Below are 18,762 nucleotides of genomic sequence, written 5' to 3' on the forward strand. Positions count from 1 at the left end.
CGCCTCCCAGCCCACAGCCGATCCCATGGCCGGCCCCGCGGGAGACGTCGCCGGCGCGCAGCAGGCGGTGAACGCCGCCCAAGTCGCAGTTGAATCCGCACAGGCCTCCTACAACGACGCTGCCGCAAAGGCCGCCCTGCGCACCGTGAAGGCCCCCGCTGCGGGCTCCATCGTGGCCATGAACGCACAGGTGGGCGCCGATCTCGGCGAGAGCTTGGGCGGCGCGGGGACGAACGGCCCGCTCATGCAGATAGCCGACCTCTCCAAGATGAAGGTCACCATCCAGGTTGAGGAGGAGGACATCGCGAGCGTGGCCGTCGACCAGACCGCGACCATCTCCTGCCCCGCCTTCCCCGACCTCTCCATGACCGGGCGCGTGACGGGCATCGCCTCCATCGCGAGCGGCGACGGCGCCCAGATGTCCTACGACGGTATGGGCGGCTCTCCCACCTTTGCCGTCGACATCATGATCGACGCGCCCGACCCGCGCCTCAAGCCTGGCATGACCGCCGAGGTGTCCCTCACCACGCAAAAGCTCGAGAACGTCGTCATGGTACCCATGACCGCCCTGCTCACCGATGACGGCGAGACCTACTATGTGAACCTCGAGACCGACCCCGAGACGCACGCCACGGAGCGCCTTGACGTGCGGGTCGTAGCCAAGAACGACGACTACGCCGTGGTCGGTAAGCCCGCCGACGCACCCGCCGACCAGAATTCCGACATGCCCGAATCCCCCCTCTCCGATAGCGACGTGCTCGTGATCGCGGGCGGCGCCATGCCGGAGGACGAGATGATGGATGGCGGCGCATCCATCGGCGGCATGGAGGTGCGCTAATGGCAGAGAGCCCCTTGACGATCCCGCGCGGCGCACCGGCGACGCCCGATGCCGCCGCAGCGTCCGCGAGCCTCACGTCGACCGTATCCGTGGCCCCACTCGCATCCACGGCAATCCCCGTAACAGGCACCAGCTCCCGTCCGGTCATCGATATTCGTCATATCCACCGTATCTTTGAGAGCGAGGCCGGCCTGGCGCACATCCTCCACGACGTGTCGCTCACCGTGAGCCCCGGAGAGTTCGTGGCGATCACCGGTCCCTCAGGCTCCGGCAAATCCACGCTCATGAACATCCTCGGATGCCTGGACACCCCCACGTCGGGCACGTATCTGCTCGAGGGCCTGAACGTGGCGGAACTCACCGATGACGAGCTCGCCGAAGTTCGCGCCCTGCGCATCGGCTTCGTCTTCCAGAGCTTCAATCTGCTCCCACGCATGAGCGTGCTCGACAACGTCATGCTGCCCCTCGCCTACACCGATGTTCCCCGACGCGAGCGCGAGATGCGCGCCGTCCACGCCCTGCGCTCAGTAGGCCTTCCCGTCGACCACTACGACCATCGCACAAACGAGCTCTCGGGCGGTCAGATGCAACGCGTCGCCATCGCGCGCGCCCTTGTGAACGACCCCGCCATCATCCTGGCCGATGAGCCCACCGGCAACCTCGACTCCGTTACGGGGCGCCAAGTCATGGACACGTTCCACGCCCTCAAGCGCGCCGGCAAGACCATCGTGCTCATCACGCACGACGCGAGCGTCGCCGCCGAAGCCGACCGCGCCATCCAAATTCGCGACGGACGCGTGTACGAGGGGGCCTATGTCCCCGCAGCAGCCACTACCGGCGTCGCTCGCGTAACGGCCACCGACATCGCAGCGGCCACGCCCTCCGCAGCAGGCGGCGGCCAATCATCAACCACGAACCTGGGAGGTGCCCTATGAGCTTTGCAGACCTCTGCCGCGAGGCATTCAGGTCGCTTGAGGCCAACAAGGGCCGCAGCCTCCTCACCATCCTCGGCATTGTGATCGGCATCGCCGCGGTCATTGCCATGACATCGCTCATCGGCGGCGTGCGCAACGGCCTCATCAGCGGCATGGGCCTCAATGCCGCGCGCATCGTCAACATCAGCTGCGGCGAGCCGCTCTCTGAAGAAGACGTCGAAGACCTGGCACGCCTCATACCCGACTATGAGGCCATCGAGGGCACGCGCGACAGCTATGCCGAGGTTCGCGTGGGCGATAAAACGATCAACTGCGGCATCACCGGCGCCAACCCCTCATTTCTCGAAATGACAGGGGCGACCGCCAAGCTCGCCGAGGGGCGCATCTACACAGCAGCGGAAGCCGAGGCGCGATCCCGCATGGCGCTCATCGGCCGCAACGGCATCGAGGCGTTCTTCGGCAGCCCGGGCGCTGAGGCCGTTGGCAAATCCATTCAGCTGCGAGGCAAGAGCTACACCGTCATCGGCGTGCTCGATGACGGCATGACCGGAACGGACTACTGCAATGTCTACTTGCCTGCCGATACGGTGAGCCAGGATTTCAGCGATGGTTGGGATTATCTATCGAGCGTCGTGGGCCTTGCCCGCGAGGGCGCAGACATCGAGTCCGTGCAAGAGCAGACCATCGAGCAGCTCGCCAAAATCAAAAGCATCCCCGACGAGAGCCGCGAGGATATGATCTGGGTCTACTCCATGAAGTCCTCCATCGACCAGCTCGACACCTTCATGATGTCCTTCCAGCTGATCATGGGTTCCGTGGCGGGAATCTCCCTGCTCGTCGGCGGCATCGGCATCATGAACATGATGCTCACCAACGTCACGGAGCGCATCCGCGAGATCGGTGTGCGTCGCGCACTGGGCGCGCGCGGCCGCGACATCACGCTGCAGTTCCTCACCGAAAGTGCGGCCCTCTGCGTGACGGGAGGCATCATAGGAACCATCGCGGGGTATGCCATCGCCTGGGGCCTGGCATTTGCCGCTGGTGCGTTTGGCCTGGACATGGGGGCCATGACGGGCATGGGCGGAGCGGGCGCCACGCTCACGCCGGCCATCGAGCCCGCAGCCATAGCGATTGCGGTGGGCATCTCGATGCTCATCGGCCTGATCTTCGGGTACTATCCCGCCCGCCGCGCCGCCAAGCTCGACCCCGTAGAATGCCTAAGGTACCAGTAACGGCATCTGACCCAAGCCTCTTAAAAGTCTTTGGATGGCAGTCGCTCGATTCGCCGTCCGACCCACCGTCGAGCCCCCCCCCTCTCGCAGGGGGCTCGGCCTTTTGCGCCGTAATTGCGACGGTGCATCTCAGCAAGGCGCCGAATACCTATGGCGGCACGCAAATTGACTATGAATTAGCTCCGTTCAGCCTCGTCAAACGGCTGAATACCATAGGCAATTTCAAAGTACGAGCCGAGAGGGGCGGCAACGAGAGGACAGGTGGCCACCGGGAGATGCGTACATATAAAAGAAAACCCCGGGTTCGAAAACCCGGGGATAACTCTTGGTAGCCCGTACCGGATTCGAACCGGTGATCTCCGCCTTGAGAGGGCGGCGTCCTGAACCGCTAGACGAACGGGCCATATGTAATGAGGCTCGGAGTGCCTCGGAAACTCTTGGTAGCCCGTACCGGATTCGAACCGGTGATCTCCGCCTTGAGAGGGCGGCGTCCTGAACCGCTAGACGAACGGGCCAAAAGCGACAAAACACAACACACAATGGCTGGGATGGAGGGAGTCGAACCCCCATTGACGGAACCAGAATCCGCTGTCCTGCCATTAGACGACATCCCAAAGTGATGTGCGTCATGCCTCAACGCGAGGAAATACTATACGGAAACGATTCGGTCTATGCAAGCCCTAATTTGAGAAATTTTAATTTGTGGACGAATTGCGAACGAGGTGTCCGTTTTCGAGCCACGCTTCCTCAGTTGCCAAGCGCTCCACCAGCGAAGAGTCATGTGAGACCACGATCAACCCAAACCCCTCAGACTCCTGACAGTCAACCACTGCACGCCAGATCTCCTCTTGGGAAAGCAAATCGAGCGAAGCCGTCGACTCATCGCAAATGAGCACACGCGGAGACGCCATGAGGGCGCGGACCAACGCGACGCGCATCAACTGTCCTCCCGAGACTTCATGGGGCCGCCGGCTCAGCCACTCCCCCTCCACCGAGAAGATACGCATCAAGTGACCGGCCCCCGGCCCGTCCACATCCCCTGCCTCGGCAAGAGACGCGCGCAAGCTCAACGCGGGATCGAACGCTTCCTCTGGGTGCTGCGAGACAAGCTGCACCGGGCACGCGCGACCCGTTCGGTGCGATCGGCCCTCTTTGAACGGCCGATCTGCCCGGGACGACCCATCCGCCCGGAACGGTCGTTCAGCCCGGAACCGCCGACCCGCACGCTGCCCCCATCCATCTCCGATGGGCTCGCCGTCCACCAGCACAGCGCCCGCACTCGGCATGAGCTGGCCGGCCAGGACGCGGCAAAGCGTCGTCTTGCCGGCGCCAGAGACGCCGCGCAGCGCCAAGCGGGCACCGGGCGCAAGGTTCACGTCGACCCCCGCGAACACAGCGTCACCATTCCGACGGGCAAAAGCAAGGTCTCGAGCGACGAGCACCGACCCGTCACCACCCTGCTTGCCACAAGCGTCACAAAGCGCCCCAGAAGCCCAATTGTCGTCCTCGTGGAGCCTGATCCAAGCACGACTCAATTCACGCGCATACGGGTCCCTGAGCGCCTCTGCGCGCCTGAACGCCGAAACGGATGTCTCCTCCACAACAGTCCCCTCGCGAAACACCGCCAAACGATCGGCGATGCTCAGCGCGAAATCGAGGTCATGCGTGATAAGCAGCACGCCACCACCGTCTTGGGCGAAGGCCCGAAGATCGCGCGCGGCGACGGCTGCGGACTCATCATCCATACCCGGCGTCGGCTCATCCGCTATAAGCAACCTCGGCTCCTCCATGAGCGCGCACATGAGCAGCACGCGACGCGCCATGCCGCCGGACAGTTCGTGCGGGTACATCCGCTCGACTTCCGACGCAAGCCCGTATGCCTCGAAGAGCTCCCGCTGACGGACCATCCGGCGGCGGGCATCTTCCCTCCGCGCGCGGCGGTCGGCCCCTCGGGCCTCACCGCGCACCTGCTCGCCAACGCGCATCAATGGATCGAGAGAGGAAACCCCCTGAGGAACCAACGAGATCCCATGTCCTCGCAAGTTGCCGAGATCTCCCGGCGCGACGCGGCTCCCGTCGAACCACATCTCGCCGCTCGCGACCGCGTTTGCATCAAATAGGCCCATAAGGGCGTCGGCCAGCACCGACTTACCTGAGCCGCTCGCCCCGACAAGGGCCAATATCTCGCCCTCATGCACCGAGAGCGTCAAATCACGCAAAACGTTGTGATGCACACGGCGAGGACGCCAAAAACGCGCCCGCGGGTCGTACATTCGATATGCAACCGTCAAATGTTCCACCGTCAGCAAATGGTGCGACCCCACGTGCTGAGAGTCCGCAGCATGTGTATGGTGATGATGGTATTCCGCGGCACCATGCGGACCGTGCTTGATCTCGTCCACGGAACCCCCTATTCCTGCATCGAACGCGGGTCGAGGACCGAGCGGGCAAGCTCGCCCACATGCGCGAACAGCATCACGCTCAGGGCGAGCACCGCACCGGGAAACAGCGCGAGCCACCAGGCACCAGCGGTGAGATACCCCATCGCCTCGGCCAGGATCACACCGAGGGCAGGCTCATCGGGGGACAAGCCAAAGCCGAGGAACGTGATGGACGATTCGTGCAGCACCGCATGGGGCAGTGCCAAAATCGCGCCGACAAGCACCTGCGGCATGACGGCGGGAAGCAAATGCGCCATCGCGATGCGGCAAGCGCCGACGCCGAGAGAGCGGCTCTGCGCAATATAGGGACGCGCAAGGACGGAGCGCATCTCGGCACGTAGAACGCGGGCAAGGCTGGGCCAATGCGTGAGCGCCATGCCGATCGTCACCCCCGCGAGTCCGCGCCCCACGGCGCAGCTGATGAGGATGAGCAACACGAGATACGGCACCGAGGACATGAGGTCGATCAAGCCCACAACAATCGCGTCGACGCGCGGGCCACCGATCGCCGCGGCGACCGACAACAACAGCGCGATGACCGTGGACGCCACCGCCGCCACGAGACCAATCGAAAGCGAGGTCGCGAGACCGGCGACGGTGCGTGCGAGCATATCCCGACCGAGCTGATCCGTGCCGAAGGGGTGCTCGAAAGAAGGCGGAAGCATCTTCTGCGAAAAATCGGCGACCTGCGCGACGTCATGGACCAGACTGCCACAAACCATAACGCATGAGAACACGACGAGTCCAAACAAGCCGGCGCGCAGGAGGCGCGCGCGATTGTCGCACCGAGACTGTGGGGCATGCAGCACACGGCAGGCCCCCGACTCGCGTGCATCGCGCCGGGCCCCCGAAGCATGTAGCACGTTGCTATCACTCGACATGGCCGACCCCCCGTCCGACGCGGGGATCGACAACACGCGCAAGCACATCGGCAAGTAGATTGCCAGCGAACACGAGGACCGCACAGAAGAGCGCGATGCCCACGAGAAGCGGGGCGTCGCCGCCCAAACCCGCCGTGACGGCCGCCTGCCCCAACCCGGGATAGGAAAACACCTGCTCGACCAAGACCGTACCGCCAACGAGCTCGCCAACCGAGGAGAGCTGCAGCGTGAGCGCCGGCAGAACGATGTTGCGCAACCCGTGTCGCAACGCGATGAAGCGCGTAGACTCCCCGCGTGCGCGCGCAAGGCGCACGTAATCGCTCTCCATGACCTCGATCGCCTTCTCGCGCGTATGGAGTGCGATGCCGGGGGCTCCGGTCAGCGCGAGCACGAGCGCGGGCAGGGCGAGGTGATGCACGCGAACGGCGAACGAAACCGTAGCCTGATCGGCGCCGATGGGCATCGAAAAGCCCAGGGGGAACCATCCGAGCCACACGGAGAACACCATCAGGGTCACAATCGCGACCCAAAACGCCGGAGTCGAACTCAGCGCAAGACACAGCCAGCGGATCACGCGGTCAACCCGGGAGCCCTTTGAAGCTCCAGCTGCCATCCCGAGCGCCACGCCCAGAATGCCCGAAAGCGCCCAAGCTATGAGCATGAGTGCGGCAGAACTCGCAAACCGCTCCCCCACCACTGCGGGCACGGGGGCGTTGAAGCGAAGACTCGTGCCCCAATCGCCATGCAGGGCATCCGCGAGCCATGTGCCGTAGCGTTCCAGCAACGGAAGGCCCACATCCCAGTGCGCCGCAAGCTGAGCGCGTTTCGCCTCGCTCATGCCCAACAGGGCCTGCTGTCCCACATTAGCCTGAACCGGGTCGATGGGTGACAGGGCCACGAGTGTGAACGTGGCAAAGCTGACAGCGAACATCAGCAGGGCAAATCGGACGGCCTCCCTCGCGGCGAATCGCGCCATGGCTATTTCCAGGTCCAGGACGCAACATTGTTCAGCAGAGACCAACCATGGCCATGCGGCTGCGCCTTGCCCTGCGGAGCCACGAGACCCTCGCGCTTGAAATACAGATGGTCGACGTTAGCGAGCCAAGCCCAGGAGGCATCTCCCTGCGGAGCGGGGCCCTCCGTCCCGTCCCACATGGCCTTCTTCCAATACTCGTAGGAGGCCTCGACGTCAGTTTGAGCGAGCGCCTGGTCGAGGTACGCATCGGTGACCGCACTCTCGCGGCAGCTGTAATTACCCCACCCGGTGGAGTAGTTGAGCTCGTACACCTCCACGGGCGCGTTGGAACCCCAGCCCCACAGGACCGGCTGCTCGAACTGATGCGGGTAGATCTCGTCCCAGCTGCCGCCCTGCGGCTTCACTTCGATACCGAGCTCGGCCAGCTGATTGGCCACTTCGTGGGCCGTCGCCTGGCGAACCGAGTCATCCGAGGAATACCACAGGTCGAACGCGGCGCGCACGCCGTCGCGCTCGCGGATACCGTCGGCACCGGGCTTCCAGCCGGCCTCGTCAAGCAGGACCCTGGCCGCATCGATATCACACTCGACGCGCATATCGGGCGACGACCACGGCATTCCATCGCCCACAGAAAAGGCGGGGCGACCATAGCCGTTCAGCACGTTGTCGATGAGTTGTTCACGGTCGATCGCCAGGTTGATAGCGCGACGCACCGCGACGTCGCATGTCACATCATTGCCCGTGTGGTACGCGACATCTTCCTCGAGCACGCGCGTACCTCCCGCCGGGATGCACGGAAGCGAGATGCCTCTCGAGTCGACCGTCTTGAATGCTGTGAGCCCATAGCCGTCGAACGTGCGATCGGCGTGGGTCGCGAAGGTATAGGCGATATCCACATCGCCCTTCTGCACAGCGGCAAGCGCGGCGTCCTCGTCCATAAATACGACGATGACCCGCTCCATGACGGGCGCCTCGCCGTAATAGCCGGGGTTCGCCTCAAAGATCACCTGCTGTCCCTGATCCCACTGCTTGAGGACATAGGGGCCGGACCCAATGGGATTGTGCCCGTAATCATCTCCATACGATGCCTCGGGAACAATGCCGAGCACCGCCAGGGTATAGAGCAACGTGTTGTTCGGCTTCGAAAGATGCAGCTCCACAACCGTATCGCTCACCGCGACGGCCCGCTCCACCATGGAGAGGTCGGCCTCGGAGGCGGAGCTCTCAATCACACCGTTGACGGTGAAGGCAACGTCGGAGGCGGTCAGAGGCTCGCCGTTCGAAAACACCGCATCGTCGCGGATGGTGAAGGTCCACACCAGGCCGTCTGAGGAGCAGAAATGCTCCGTTGCCAAATCGCCGACGATCGAAAGGTCGTCGGCAGTGGTGACGAGCGTGGACTGAATGAGGGGCGCATGTACATGCTCGCCGCAACCCCAGGACACAAGCGGGTCAAAGCCCGCGGCGGGCTCGCTCGTGGCGTTCATGGCAACGATGACTTGGCTCTTTGAAGCATCGTGGTCTTGCGCCGAACCCTGGGAAACGGCGTCGGCACCACACCCCACCAACGAAGCGGTCGCAGCAAACATCGAAGCGGACAGCAGAGAGCGACGGGTGACGGCGCAATGCATGAGCGCCTCCCTTCAATCGGCGGCGCCTCCTACGCGGCGCCTGAGAATAATCGGCGACAATAGTACATTATCTAGGTATTCGTCGCGCTCGAAAGCGTATGTGACTCTAAAACCCCAGATACGCCAAGAGCGCCTCGCGCTCGTTGGCAACGGCCCCGACGATCGCACCCTCGAGCGCGCGGTTGAGGGCCTCGCCGATGCGCGGACCGGGCGCCATACCGCGCGCGATCAGATCGGAGCCGGCCAGGTCGAGCGTCTTGATGCTGTACGCCTCGCGATTCGCGAGCAGTTCGCGGCACATTTCGCGCATGCGCTCGATTTCCTCGACGTAGTAAAAACACCCCGATGCCTTGCCGAGTGTATCGGCGCGCTTGAGATCGAGCAACTCCCCCATGAGCCGCGCCGTGTCCACACCGGAACGCGCGAACCGCTGCATTTGGCGAAGCAGGCTGATGCGATCGGGGTTCAAGGGGCAATCATGGTCGTGAATCAACAGGCTCACGTCGCGGATGAGGTCGTTTGAACACGACAGGCGCCGTATGATCTTCTCAGCAAGCTTGGCACCCGCCTCGGGATGCCCATAGAAATGCCCACGACCGCGCTCGTCAACGGTAAAGCAGTCGGGCTTGGCGATATCGTGCAAGAGCGCCGCCCACATGAGCGAAGGCGACGGGGGTGCGCTCGGATCGCCCCCATCGATGCGGAAACGCGACAACTCACCAGCGACCGTGAGGACGCGAGCAGTATGGTCGTATACGTCAAAGGCGTGGTAAGGCGTGCGCTGATCGAAACCGCGCATGCGGGCGAGTTCGGGAATGGCGGCGCACATGAGCTCGGGATAACGGATAAGCGCATCACCACCATGGCGGGTGACGAGGATTCCCTCGAGCTCAATGCCGACGCGCTCGCGAGCGACCTGGTCGAGCAACGGCGCACATTCGGCGAGGGCCTGCGCCGTGGCAGGGTCCATGGCAAAGTCGAGTCGGCAGGCAAAGCGCACCGCTCGCAACATGCGCAGCGCGTCCTCCTCAAAACGGCGGCGGGGTTCACCAACCGCGCGGATCTGACGACGCTCCAAATCACCGCGACCATCGTAGCAGTCGAGTAGGCCTCGGGCAGGATGCCAAGCCATGGCGTTCACCGTGAAGTCACGACGAGCAAGGTCGTCTTCGACGCACGTTGCACGCTGAACGTTCTCCGGATGGCGACCATCGGTGTAAAAGCCGTCAAGCCGATATGCCGTGACTTCGATTCGCGCGCCATCCACCACGGCCGTGATACCACCGAACTTGACGCCCGATTCCACGACCGCGATGCCGCGAGAACGCAGGGCAGCCGCGCTTTCCTCCCACGATCCGCTGCAGCAGATATCGATATCGTGCCCCGGGGCGCCCATTAGGGCGTCGCGCACCCAACCGCCCACGATCCACGCCTCGAGCCCGGCTCCTTCAAGCGCAGACAAGACGGTCAAGGAAGCGGCACTGGGCTTGGAGCCCATCAGGGTCTCACCGGCGAAAGCGATATCGGTCGAATGCTGCATAGTCCTCCTCATAATCTGCGCCTCAGTATACCAACCCGAGCCACGAGCCCCGCACCCCAAAGCGCTCACTTGGGGACAGGTACAAGTTGAGACATTCCGTTCGCACAAGCCTCACAGGCGAACGTCTCAATTTGTACCTGTCCCCAAGTGGAACTCCCGTCGCAAAAAGCCGCCGGCCCACGAATGGACCGGCGGCAAAACGCATCCCAAAGGGGACGGTCGTTACTTGCGCTCGAGCTTGCGAACGGTGACGCGCTTGGAGTACTCGTCGACACGACCGAAGTCGCCCAGGCCAACGCTCTCGGCGACGTTGGCGCCGGTGGCCATAGCGAGCTTCATGGCCTCCTCGACGTTATCGCGATCCTTGTACCACTTGAGCAGGAACGCCGCCAGCGTGCAGTCGCCGGCGCAGACGGAGGACACGAGCTTGATGTTGAACTCACGCTTGGCGTACCAAATGTCCTCGCCATTGGAGAAGTAGGCATCGCCACGGCTACCGCGAGTCAGAAGGACGTTCTGAACGCCAGCGTCGTGAGCCATCTTCATGGCAACGCGGACCTCGTCATCGGTGTTCACCGGAACGCCGAAGATCTCGCGCATCTCGTGGTGGTTCGGCTTGATGAGCAGCGGCTTCTTGGAAGCAAGGCTCTTGAGCTTGTCGGAGGAGAGGTCCAGCACAACGTCGGCGCCGCGGGCCTGAGCGTGATCCATGACCTGATCCAGGAAGTCCTTGGAGGCACGCGGGGGCACGGAGCCGGAGACAACCAGGCAGTCCATGCCGGTGCTGGTGTCGAGGATGTTGTAGAGCTCCTCCTCATACTGAGGGGTAAGCGGGGCACCCGGATTGAGGACGCCGTACTCGTGCTCGCCATCGTTGATGTAGGCGCAGATACGGGTGACGCCGTCGATCCAGACGGGACGGCACAGGCAGCCAAGGTTCATGGTCTCCTCGACGATGAACTTGCCGGTGAAGCCACCGAAGAAGCCCAGGGCGACGGAGTCGACGCCGAACTTCTTGAGGGCGAAGGACACGTCAAGGCCCTTGCCGTTGGCGGTGTAGCTGGCGGAGTTGGCGCGGACGTTCTCATCGGGAACGAGGGTCGGACCGGCGACCGTCATGTCGACAGCGGGATTAGCGGTCAGAGTGTAAAACATACAGCCTCCTAAGTAGACACACTGCTTTATACAGCGTAGCGCAAATTGAGAAACAATTTCGAGACCATTAGTGATAAATCGTTTTATCGTCACACACAAAGATACCGACTGCGGCCCACCCGCGAGAGCGGACGCGCAGTCGGCAAGCAAAGCTTAGCGAGCGGCAGCCTCGAGCAGCTCCTTGACCTCGGCGGCGGTGGAGCAGGCGAGCGCCTTCTCGGCGAGCTCGTCGCACTCGGCCTTGGTCCACTGGGAGATGGTCTTGCGGGCGCGCAGGATACTCGGCGCGGACATGGAGAACTCCTCCAGGCCAAAGGAGATCAGCAGCGGCTCAAGCAGCGGATCGGCGGCAGCCTCGCCGCACATGCCAACCATGATGCCGGCCTTCACGCCGTTCTCGATGATGTTCTTGATCGAGCGGAGGACGGAAGGATAGTAGACCTGGTACAGGTTGGAGATGTGGTCGTTGCCACGATCGGCGCACATGGTGTAGCCGATGAGGTCGTTGGTGCCGATGGAGAAGAAGTCGGCCTCCTCGGCCAGCTTATCGGCGACGAGGGAGGCAGCGGGGGTCTCCATCATGACGCCGACCTCGATGTTGGCATCGTACTGGAAGCCCTCGGCCTCGAGCTCGGCCTTGCACTCCTCGACGAGAGCCTTGACGGCGCGGACCTCCTCGACGCAGGTAACGAGGGGGATCATGATCTTGACATCACCGAAGGCACCGGCGCGCAGCAGGGCGCGGAGCTGGACCTTGTACTGATCGGCGTTCTCGAGGCAGTAGCGCACCGCGCGGAAGCCCATGAAGGGGTTCTCCTCCTTCTCCATGTGGAGGTAGGGGATCTCCTTATCGCCGCCCACATCGAGGGTGCGGATGATGACCGGGGCGCCCTTGAGGGCCGAGGCGACCTTACGGTAAGCCTGGAACTGCTCCTCCTCGGAGGGAAGCTCGGCGGCGTCCATGAAGAGGAACTCGGAGCGGAACAGACCGATGGCCTCGGCGTCGTGCTCGAGAGCGTTGGCGACGTCCTCGGGGCTGCCGATGTTGCAGGCGAGGATCTTCTTGATGCCGTCGGCGGTGACGGTCTCCTGGCCACGGAAGGCCTCGAGAGCGGCCTTCTCCTCGGCAAAGGCTTGTGCCTTAGCCTGGTAATCGGCCATGACGGAGTCCTCAGGCTCGGCGATGACGACGCCCTTGGAGCCGTCGACGATGACGGTCATGCCGTTGCGCAGCGCAGAGCAGCTGTTTGCCACGGACAGGACGGCCGGGATCTCCAGCGCGCGGGCGATGATAGCGGAGTGGGAGGTGCGGCCACCGGTCTCGGTAACGATGCCGGCGACATGCTCCTTGTCGATGGTCGCGGTCATGGACGGAGTCAGGTCATGCACGACGACGACGGTGTTCTCGGGCAGGACGGAGAGATCGACGACCTCGACACCCAGCAGCTCGGCAAGGATGCCGGTGCGGATGTCGGCAATGTCGGCGGCGCGGAGGCGGAACATCTCATCGTCCATAGAGAGGAACATGTTCTCGAACATGGTGGAAGCGTCCACCAGGGCCTGCTCGGCGCAAGCGCCGCCATCGATGGCGCCGCAAATCGCGTCCGTCATGCCCGGATCCTGGGCGAGGATGATGTGACCGGCCATGATCTCGGCCTCGTTCTCACCCACGGCGACCTTCATGTGGTCGGCCTGGGCCTGGGTCTTCTCGCAGAAGACGGCCAGAGCAGCCTGATAGCGCTCCTTCTCGGCGGCGGTGTCGGACACCTCGCGGGGCTCGAAGGTCAGGTCGGGATCGACGGCCACCATGACGGTGCCGATGCCGATGCCCTCAGAAGCGTTAACTCCCTGGTACATTACGTTTCCTCTCTCCTATTCCCCATCCGTGCGCACGGGGAACAAAAACACAGGCGCCCACGTATCGCGAGGACGCCTGCCAATCTACACCTATGAGATTAGATGTTTGCCATCAAGACAAGGCTCACGCGCGAACTACTCGCCCAGACCGCTCTTGATGAGCTCGATGGCGGCCGCGAGGGCCTCCTTCTCGTCAGCGCCGTCGCACTTGACCTCGACCTCGGTGCCGCAAGGGATGCCGGCGGCCATGAGGGCCATCGGGGACTTGCCGTTGACCTCCTTGTCGGGGGCGACAACGGTGACCTCGGAGGCGAACTTGCCCATGGTGGAGGCGAAGAGGCCGGCGGGACGCATGTGGAGACCCTGCGGGTTAACGAGCGTAGCCTTATCAGAAACCATAACTGACTCCTTTAAAGTGGCACGAGCGGTAAAACCGAACGTGCTCATAAACACGACAGACCCATTGTAATACGTTTGAGCAAAATTGGGGAGTGAGTTTGAAAGCAGAGGAAGACCGCCTTCGCGACGTTTCTCAACCATTTCACAAAAGGCCTGATAGAGCACGAAAATCGAGTTGCCCTGCGCAACCATTCACCACCACGCAAAAGAAAAAAGACCCTGCCGATACTCGACGACAGGGTCTTTTCCAGTCTGCGGGTGCGCCATGGGGGATTCGAACCCTCGACCATCGGATTAGAAGTCCGGTGCTCTATCCAGCTGAGCTAATGGCGCGTATGTGCGTACCGAACGATACGGCACGGTTGATTATAGACGAAAGCGCGGTCAAGTGGCCATGCTCGTCGTTGCGACTTGCGGCTAGGCCCGCTCGGACATCTCCTTGAGATAGCCCTCCCAGAACGATCGCGACGTCAACGTGGGCATGGCCTCACGATATGCCGCACGCACCGCGCCGCCCTCCTTGCGCCAGCGCGCAAGCAGCGCCCGCTCGCGGACGCGAATCGCTCGGAAGCGCTCCTTGTCCATGGTACGCACGGAGGCGCTCTTGCGCGTGGGCTCCAAGCACACAACGGTCTTGCGAGCGACCGACGAACCCTCAATCGTGCCAGGGCCGTACTTCACCAGATAGCTCGGTTCGTCACGCAATAGGAAATCGGGCAGATAATGCTTGTCGTATGGAGCGGAACGCCAGATCTTCAACCATGTGGGAACGCGGACAATCAAATCGACGCGGGAGAGCACATCCTCGGTCACGCCCGCGCGGGTGAGCAACTCGGGATCCATCTCCCCCACCGGCGTGAGCTTTTCGTTAAAGGCAGCGTGTTCCTTCATGAGGGCGGCGCCATCGGCATGCATGAGGAACTCAGGACCTGCCAGGTAGTCCTCAAAACCCTGGAGCAACATCTCGGCGGCACCGTAATCCATATCGCGCAGATTCTGGCGCACGTTGCGCTTCAAACGCGTGACCGCGAGGCGCTCGGAAGCGCAGTCGTGCACGGCGGTGAGCACGTGGAAGTTGCGCGTGAACTGATAGCAGTCCACCGAGGCGCGCCAACGGCCCTCAAAGCTCGCATGCCACACGCAGATACCGTTCATGGTCATGTACACCGGATTGTTTCGAATACCGAATTCCACATCGTCGCAGCGCACAAACAGGGGAAGCGGCAGCCCGTTCTCGCGAATCGCGGAAACGGGAATGCAGCTGTACCACCAAGCTCCATATGCCTGCTCGACCTCGACATCGGCCCGCTCGTTCGCAATCACGTCGGCGAGCTCGTCCACGCGGTAATCGTCCTTGATTTTGACGTACTTGCCGCTGCTGATAACGCGCGCCACGTCTTCGAACTGGCGCGCGGGATCCTCGAGCGAGAGCATGGCACCGTTCAGGAACGCGTCCTTGTAGCGGCCCCTCGCAAGGGAGAGGAGATTGAAGGTGCGCAGAATGCTCTCGGGCAGGATGCGCACGTCGTCATCCATGAGAAGGACGTGCGTAAAGGCGTCCTCTTCCTCGGTCGCAGCCATCATGCCACGCGCAAAACCGCCAGCGCCGCCGACGTTGGGATTGGGGATGACCGTGACGATGTCATCCGTAAGAGCCGCAGCGTCGAGCGTGCGGCCATTGTCCACGACGAACATGTGGAACCTCGATGCGACTGGCTCTCCTTCCGCCGCAACGGCCCCCTTGACGAGGTCGATGTTGGGGAGAATGAACCGCTCGTTGTTGAATGTCGTGGTGGAGAGCGCCAGACGGATATCGTTCACCTGTGCCTCATCGACACGCGCGAAGTAATGGGCGCGAACGACCTCGAGGCGCGACGCCTCATCGGCCTGCAGTGCGAAACCGACCAGGTCCTCCCCCGTCAAATCAACCTCGATGTCGAATCCCGTAGGGGTGCCGCAGTCGATATCTAGAGTCTCCAAAGCGCGGGGCTCGTCTGCACCATCGGCAACGCCGAGCACCTCGAGCACGCCCTTGCCGGACAACTCGATATGAAGCCAGGCTGTGTCCAAGCCCGCGTACTTCCGCCATTTGCGAGCAGACAGCCCGTTCACGTACGTGAGGAAGTCCACACGAGAGGTGACGCACAGGGCGGACGCCCCGGCCTCACCAGATGTGATTGCCTCGGGCTCACCACGGTAATACAGGGCGGGGTCGTCTTTCGCATGATCGTCCACGTGGAGCAGGACGTTCATCAACTTGAAGTCAATCGCAGACATTCGCTATCTCCTTGCAGGAAGCTGCTGGTAACTAGAGGATTGATCGAGATTGGGGTTGAGGTACGGGTCGCCCGCCGCACGCACGCCGGGCCACTTCTCATCGAAACGCGCAATGTCAGCGGCAGGATAGTCCGGAGCATTCGAAGCGCAATCGAATCGGCGCTCGGGAGCGGCCTCGTCGACTTCGATCTTGACCGTGGGCGTGGCGACGATACGCAAACCCTCGTTGAGCACGCGGCGACACAAATCGACCGCACCGACCTCGGCGCCGAACGACGCGTCAAAGCCGCCGATGCGCCCAAAGACGTCGCGGCGCACACACATGCCCTGAAGCCCCACGGCGCTCACATTTTGCATGGCGCGCAAATTGCACTGGTAACCGGGGAAATCATCGTCATAGCCACGGTACATGGGCATGATGCGCTCGGACGTGACCGCAACGCCATAGGATTTGTTGGTCCCGTTGCGATAGAGAATCTTCGGGGCAGCGATGCCGATGCCGTCCATCGAGCACCAACCCGCAAGTTGGCGCAGTGGCTCGGGAGTGAGGAACGTGCACAGAGAATCAAAGAATACAAGGCCGTCTCCGCTCGCCGCCGCAGCACCCACGTTGTAACGAGCCAAACAAGAGGCATCCGCTGAAACATCGAGGAGTTTCGCGCCAAACCGCTTGCAGAGAGACGCAAGCCAATCAGACCACTCTCCGACAACGATCAGCTCGGCAAAGGAGTCGGCAGGAGTCTGCTTGAAACACTCGAGCGTACGCTCAACCTCAAACGAGGAGTCCGAGGCAAGCATGACCACCGATGCGGATGCCTGCGGATCCGACAGCCAAACATTATGGATATTGACTGCCCCTGACGCGATGATTCGACCTCCGGGCACACGGCGCTCAATCTCATTAAAGGCCGAAAGACGATATGCCTTGCGACTATATGGCTTAGCATCGGGATTGGCAGCGGTTGACGTGTCACTGATGCGCCAGTGGTACAAAACCTTCTGCACCCCATGGACGGCACGAGCGCGACCCACACAATACGCGACCATGTTGTAATCCTGCGCTCCATCATAGCGACGATCAGGCGTGGGCATCGAGTCGATCAGGGTCCGCCGGATAGTCATGAGATGAACAATATAGTTCTTACAGAGCAGAAGCTCGGGCGCATATGCAGGCTTATGCAGGGGGTGCAGGTGCCTAAAACCCCCTCGCTTCTCGTCGCGGCAAACTAAATCCTCATCGCAATACAGAACGTCAATCTCAGGGTTTTCATTTATGGCAGATACGTACTCGAAAAGCAGCGAAGGCTCGATGGCATCGTCGTGGTCCAAAAAGCAGCAGAACTCGCCGGTGGCAACCTCAAGGCCCGCATTCGTGTTCTCGGTAATACCGAGGTTATCCTCCAGGTCGACGACGGTAATGCGAGCATCCTTCGCGCAATACGCAGCCACCTCCGCCCGAAGTTCCCCAAGTTCAGGACTGGCATTTACCAGCACGAGTTGCAGGTTCGGATACGTCTGTGCGAGCACCGAATCGACCATCGTATGAAGGTACTCGGACGGGGTCTTGTAGAGGGGCACGATGAAACTGAACGTGGGCTGGATGGAGAAATCGACCCACGCATCACGCTGACGCTTAAGCTCGGCCTCCCCCGCCTTATGCGCGCGAAACCACTCGTCGTAGGACTTGTCCATCCACGCGTCGATGGGAAAACCGTCTGCGTAGAAGCGCATGTCCTCGCCACGAGAGCGGCGGATCGTGTTGTTGAGCCCGCGATAGCAGCTTTTTACAAGACCGACGAGAGACGACATGGAACTCCAACCAAACTGTTCATGCAACCCGTCCATTCTAACAAAGACGCAAAACCCGCCTGGGCCGTGAGCCCAGACGGGTTAAAAGGCATGAATTGAACAGGCTTTACAGCGCGGCCATGTACTCCGCGAGCTCCTCGGTCCAGTCGCGCGGCGCGAAGCCCGCCGCGGCGATCTTGGAGAGGTCGAGGTCGGAGTGCGCGGGGCGCGGGGCGATGGGGCCCTCGGCGGAGGCGTAGTACTCGGCGGTGGCGACGGGCTCCACGGCCTCCCCGTTGCCGTTGGCGAGGTCGAACACGCGGGCGGCGATCCCCGCCCAGGACTCCACCGGGCCGGAGCCCGTGAGGTTGTAGGTGCCGTACTCGGCGGGGGCGCTGGGCTCCACGTCGCCGTCGCGGTAGCCGAGCAGGTGCAGGATGCCCTCCGCCATCTGGTCGGTGAAGGTGAGGCGGCCGAGCTGGTCGTCGACCACGGTGACCCTCTCGAGGGCGTCGGACGCGTCGGCCACGCGGTCGGAGAGGGACCTCATCGTCTTGACGAAGTTCCTGCCGTCGCCGATGACCCAGGAGCTGCGGACGACGTAGTGGCGCGGGCAGCCGGCCACGGCCAGGTCGCCGGCGGCCTTGGACTGGCCGTAGACGGACAGCGGGCTGAGGGGCTCGCCCTCGGGGTGGTTGCCGACGGTGCCGTCGAAGACGTAGTCGGAGGACACGTGCACCAGGGTCATCCCGTGCTCGGCGCAGGTGCGGGCCATGAGGGCGGGGCCGGCCGCGTTCGCGGCCCAGCAGGCC

At 62.7% G+C, this 18,762-nt stretch carries 14 protein-coding genes and 4 tRNA genes; 3 read left to right on the forward strand and 15 right to left on the reverse strand.

From position 1 onward, the window contains the following. From COLINT_RS02545 to COLINT_RS02555, 3 genes are all read left to right on the forward strand, one after another. Positions 1 to 838: efflux RND transporter periplasmic adaptor subunit (locus COLINT_RS02545; RefSeq protein WP_006722770.1), on the forward strand; the 838-nt coding region annotated here is incomplete at its 5' end. Next, positions 838 to 1,773 carry an ABC transporter ATP-binding protein gene (locus COLINT_RS02550; RefSeq protein ID WP_006722771.1) on the forward strand — a complete coding sequence of 312 codons (936 nt, stop codon included), beginning with the start codon at positions 838 to 840 and terminating at the stop codon, positions 1,771 to 1,773. The genes COLINT_RS02545 and COLINT_RS02550, both read left to right, overlap by 1 nt. Further along, complete coding sequence (locus COLINT_RS02555) at positions 1,770 to 3,005, forward strand: ABC transporter permease (protein ID WP_006722772.1); 1,236 nt, start codon at positions 1,770 to 1,772, stop codon at positions 3,003 to 3,005. The genes COLINT_RS02550 and COLINT_RS02555 overlap by 4 nt, the downstream gene beginning before the upstream one ends. Before the next feature lie 326 nt (positions 3,006 to 3,331). On the opposite strand, the gene COLINT_RS02560 is transcribed toward COLINT_RS02555, so the two are convergent. From COLINT_RS02560 to COLINT_RS08590, 15 genes are all read right to left on the reverse strand, one after another. Next, positions 3,332 to 3,408 (reverse strand) — tRNA-Glu (locus COLINT_RS02560). Between the two features lie 35 nt (positions 3,409 to 3,443). After that, a tRNA-Glu gene (locus COLINT_RS02565) sits at positions 3,444 to 3,520 on the reverse strand. A 25-nt stretch (positions 3,521 to 3,545) separates the two neighbouring features. Beyond that, positions 3,546 to 3,619, reverse strand: a tRNA-Gln gene (locus COLINT_RS02570). Positions 3,620 to 3,700: 81 nt separating this feature from the next. Then, entirely contained in the window at positions 3,701 to 5,239 is a 1,539-nt protein-coding gene (locus COLINT_RS08240; RefSeq protein WP_233418318.1) for an ABC transporter ATP-binding protein, read from the reverse strand. A 176-nt stretch (positions 5,240 to 5,415) separates the two neighbouring features. Beyond that, positions 5,416 to 6,111 carry an ABC transporter permease gene (locus COLINT_RS02580; RefSeq protein WP_233418319.1) on the reverse strand — a complete coding sequence of 232 codons (696 nt, stop codon included), beginning with the start codon at positions 6,109 to 6,111 and terminating at the stop codon, positions 5,416 to 5,418. Positions 6,112 to 6,316: 205 nt separating this feature from the next. Next, a complete protein-coding gene (locus COLINT_RS02585; RefSeq protein ID WP_233418320.1) occupies positions 6,317 to 7,258 on the reverse strand; it encodes an ABC transporter permease in 942 nt (313 codons plus the stop codon). A gap of 47 nt (positions 7,259 to 7,305) precedes the next feature. Then, positions 7,306 to 8,934: an ABC transporter substrate-binding protein gene (locus tag COLINT_RS02590; RefSeq protein ID WP_039910274.1), complete on the reverse strand. Its 1,629-nt coding sequence runs from the start codon at positions 8,932 to 8,934 to the stop codon at positions 7,306 to 7,308. 106 nt (positions 8,935 to 9,040) lie between these two features. Further along, on the reverse strand, positions 9,041 to 10,474 hold the full coding sequence (locus COLINT_RS02595) for a CCA tRNA nucleotidyltransferase (RefSeq protein WP_156780302.1): 1,434 nt from the start codon (positions 10,472 to 10,474) through the stop codon (positions 9,041 to 9,043). A gap of 222 nt (positions 10,475 to 10,696) precedes the next feature. Beyond that, positions 10,697 to 11,629, reverse strand: a complete 933-nt coding sequence (locus COLINT_RS02600; RefSeq protein WP_006722778.1) for a 1-phosphofructokinase family hexose kinase — start codon at positions 11,627 to 11,629, stop codon at positions 10,697 to 10,699. 153 nt (positions 11,630 to 11,782) lie between these two features. After that, positions 11,783 to 13,486 (reverse strand): phosphoenolpyruvate--protein phosphotransferase, encoded by a 1,704-nt coding sequence (gene ptsP / locus COLINT_RS02605; RefSeq protein WP_006722779.1) that lies wholly within the window; start codon positions 13,484 to 13,486, stop codon positions 11,783 to 11,785. 135 nt (positions 13,487 to 13,621) lie between these two features. Continuing rightward, positions 13,622 to 13,885 (reverse strand): HPr family phosphocarrier protein, encoded by a 264-nt coding sequence (locus COLINT_RS02610; protein WP_039910275.1) that lies wholly within the window; start codon positions 13,883 to 13,885, stop codon positions 13,622 to 13,624. A 259-nt stretch (positions 13,886 to 14,144) separates the two neighbouring features. Then, a tRNA-Arg gene (locus tag COLINT_RS02615) sits at positions 14,145 to 14,218 on the reverse strand. Positions 14,219 to 14,302: 84 nt separating this feature from the next. Next, the gene (locus tag COLINT_RS02620) at positions 14,303 to 16,162 is read right to left on the reverse strand and encodes a glycosyltransferase (RefSeq protein ID WP_006722781.1); all 1,860 of its coding nucleotides are present in this window, start codon (positions 16,160 to 16,162) and stop codon (positions 14,303 to 14,305) included. Positions 16,163 to 16,165: 3 nt separating this feature from the next. Then, a complete protein-coding gene (locus COLINT_RS08105) occupies positions 16,166 to 17,971 on the reverse strand; it encodes a glycosyltransferase (protein WP_050750534.1) in 1,806 nt (601 codons plus the stop codon). A 106-nt stretch (positions 17,972 to 18,077) separates the two neighbouring features. Continuing rightward, positions 18,078 to 18,762 (reverse strand): SDR family oxidoreductase (locus COLINT_RS08590; RefSeq protein ID WP_006722783.1); only part of this gene is annotated, 685 nt, incomplete at its 5' end.

This window comes from Collinsella intestinalis DSM 13280 (assembly GCF_000156175.1).
Classification (GTDB): domain Bacteria; phylum Actinomycetota; class Coriobacteriia; order Coriobacteriales; family Coriobacteriaceae; genus Collinsella; species Collinsella intestinalis.